The sequence below is a fragment of the Terriglobus sp. YAF25 genome (assembly GCF_052113305.1).
In the GTDB taxonomy this organism is placed as follows: Bacteria; Acidobacteriota; Terriglobia; order Terriglobales; family Acidobacteriaceae; genus Terriglobus.
In genome coordinates this window covers 1-2748 of sequence record NZ_JBFRCY010000638.1, presented here as the reverse complement: position 1 = coordinate 2748, position 2748 = coordinate 1, and the positions used below count along the sequence as shown (strand labels likewise).

The window sequence follows — 2748 nt, the reverse complement described above, 5'->3', positions numbered from 1 at the left end:
CCGTATAACCATCACGTGCAATGATGGAGTACTTGAGCTGCTTGCCCTTTTCGTCGACCATCTTCAGCGGCTGGCCCTCGTTATCGACCAGCGTCACCTTGATCTTGCGATAGCTGCCGTCCTGGTTGGGATTGGAGGGCTTATAGCTCAGCACGTACTGGTTGCGGATGGAATCGTTGATCGACGCGAAGATGTCCGGCAATGCTCCCTGGAACTGCGGGAAGAACGACAGGCCGCCCGTCATCGAGGCAAAGGTCTTCATCTGGTTGTCGGCCTGCAGATAGTCCAGCCTCTGAATACCACCCATACCGGGCTCTGCCATGGTACGCACTAACTGGCCAGTGCCGATGGCAAAGATGGTGACATTCGACGTTGCCTTGATCTTCTTCAGAATGGTGTCGAGGTTAATCTTGGAGAAGGTATCGCGTCCGCTGCCCACCAGGATGATGTACTTGCGGCCCTCGATACGGCTTACGCGGTCCAGCGTCTCGTACAGCGCGTCAAAGAGGTTGGTGTCGCTGAACCCTGGAATCGTCAGGGTTTGCAGCGCCTGTAGCGTCATCATCTTGTCTTTGGTGAAGTCAGTCAGGATGCGGGTACGGAGGTCGTAGGTGATGACGGCAATGTAGTCATCTTCTTTCAAGGAACGGAAGAAGGCCGCAGCCGTATTTTGCATGTCCTGGATGAAGTACCAGTTGTTCGAGGCAAACTCCAGCAGCATCACCGCCGTGATGGGAGCCTTCATCGTCCGTAGATCGTTGACCGGCTGCGGAACGCCGTCTTCGGTTATGCGGAAGTTCCCTGCCTTAAGCCCAGGAACAAACTGCCGGTTCTTGTCGAGCAGTACGCTTACATCCACGGTCACCACTGGCACATTGACGCGGATGACCGGAAGATCCAACCCTTTTGGATTCTTGATCTTCTCCTCTGCGGGAGCAGGGGGAGGAGGCGCCGAGTCATCTTTCGGCTGCTTCTTTTTCAGCACAATGCCGTCGTTCTGCTGTACCGGGCCGCTGTCATCTCCTGTGGGCGCCGGCGTTGTCGGCTGCTGTTGCGCCACGACTGTACCTGCAGACAAAACAATTCCCAAAACTGCAGCAACTGCCAAACGGATGAGATCTCGCATGTTCATCGATATCGACTTTACTCCACTCGCCACTCAAAGGTGTACCGCGGGCAGACGGAGTATTCCATCCATGTAGACGAGCTTTAAACAGAAATGTTCCGCGAGCGACAGGTGCAGTCGATGCAGCCATGCTCGGAGCAGGCGCCACAGGTCCTGGTCAACTGCTTCCGCAGCGACGCCCTTGCCCGATGAGCCCTAACCGCGGCATTGCCAGCCGAGATTCCCTGTTCTRCCGCAAACTGCTGCAAGGGCTGCTCCCCAAGATCGACCGATTTCAGTAGATCCGCGTAATTTGCTGGAAGCTGATCCAACACTTTGCTAAGGCACGCACAGATTTCATTTCGAAGCTCGGGAGCTGGAACCACCTCGGCTTCCATCTCTTTCCCCCATGCCGAAAGCGCCTTGCTCTCCGTCGTCTTACGACGGTACTGGTCAATGACAGCATTGCGTAGAATCCGATAAAACCATGCCACCACGGACTCCTCATCCTGCGGTGTTCCCTCGGACTTCAGGGCACGGAGGTAGGCGCCCTGCAGCAGGTCCTCGGCAAGCGCCTGGTCCTGGACGCGACGGCGCACAAACCCCAGGAATTGCTGTCTATGCGACAAAAGCGTATTCAGATTTGTATCAGTCATCACAAATATTGGATTAGAGCCTTTTTCCTGTTGCGAGGGTGTGTCATCAAACTCCTGCCGCCAGCGCCGGGACCGCGGAGGAACGAATCACGCCCCTCCGCGGACGGTTCCAGGTCTAACGGCGGCTGACACAGTTGCAAATCGGGCAGGTGCAGGTGCTGCCGCAGGGGCAATTGTCACATTTCAAACGCATTGGGCTCTCCTTTTCGCCAGGTCCATCCCGGTTTTCTGCCTGTACAGACGCACGGGAGCATTACCTATTACACTTCGTCGTCAAGTTACCTATGACACTTCTTCGCTAACTGGCTGAAAAACCATCCGTCGAATCTCGTACACTGCTCTTTAAGTTAAGCCGATGTTTCGTGCCGCTCTAGCTTTCGTCCTGGTCACCCTCCCGCTGACCGCAATTGGCCAATCAGCGGCCAGGGTCCCTCCTACGTCCRCGAGTTTCTATCCGCTCAAAGAGGTCCATCGGGGGCAGCATGCCACTGCATGGACGGTCTTCGAGGGGATCACGCCTGAGCCAATGGATGTTGAGATCCTCGGCCTGCTCCGCAACGCCATCGGCCCAGGACAGGACATGATCCTCGCGCGGCTGCATGGTGCAAAACCGGAGTACACCGGCGTAGTTGCCGGTATGTCCGGGTCGCCGGTATATATCGATGGCAAACTCCTGGGTGCGCTCAGCTACCGCATCGGTCAGTTCAGTAAGGAACCCATCGCCGGCATCACGCCCATTGAGCAGATGCTGCAGGTGCGCAACTCTGCTCTCCCCGTGATTCCTGCGACCCCGGCCACCACCTCAGGAGCCTCTGATCTTACGCCTCGGCCAACATCCACCTCAGGTGAGATTGTCCCGATGGAGACCTCACTCGTCTTCACTGGCTTCTCACAGGACACGGTGGCCCTGTTCCGGGATCGCTTTACCTCGCTGGGTCTGAACCCTGTGGCCGGCATCGGTTCGGCGTCGCCGGGAGAGAAACAGCC

The 2748-nt window shown here is 56.9% G+C and carries 3 protein-coding genes; 1 reads left to right on the top strand and 2 read right to left on the bottom strand.

The window, feature by feature from the left end; all coding sequences use genetic code 11:
* Together AB4043_RS21605 and AB4043_RS21600 are read right to left on the bottom strand one after the other, a co-directional pair.
* Window positions 1–1078, bottom strand: a 1078-nt coding sequence (locus tag AB4043_RS21605; RefSeq protein WP_442308048.1) for a VWA domain-containing protein, incomplete at its 3' end; no start/stop codon positions are given.
* Window positions 1079–1209: 131 nt separating this feature from the next.
* The gene (locus AB4043_RS21600) at window positions 1210–1761 is read right to left on the bottom strand and encodes a sigma-70 family RNA polymerase sigma factor (RefSeq protein WP_442308047.1); all 552 of its coding nucleotides are present in this window, start codon (window positions 1759–1761) and stop codon (window positions 1210–1212) included.
* A gap of 355 nt (window positions 1762–2116) precedes the next feature.
* On the opposite strand from AB4043_RS21600, the gene AB4043_RS21595 reads away from it, so the two are divergent.
* On the top strand, window positions 2117–2748 hold a 632-nt coding region (locus tag AB4043_RS21595; RefSeq protein WP_442308046.1), incomplete at its 3' end, for a SpoIVB peptidase S55 domain-containing protein.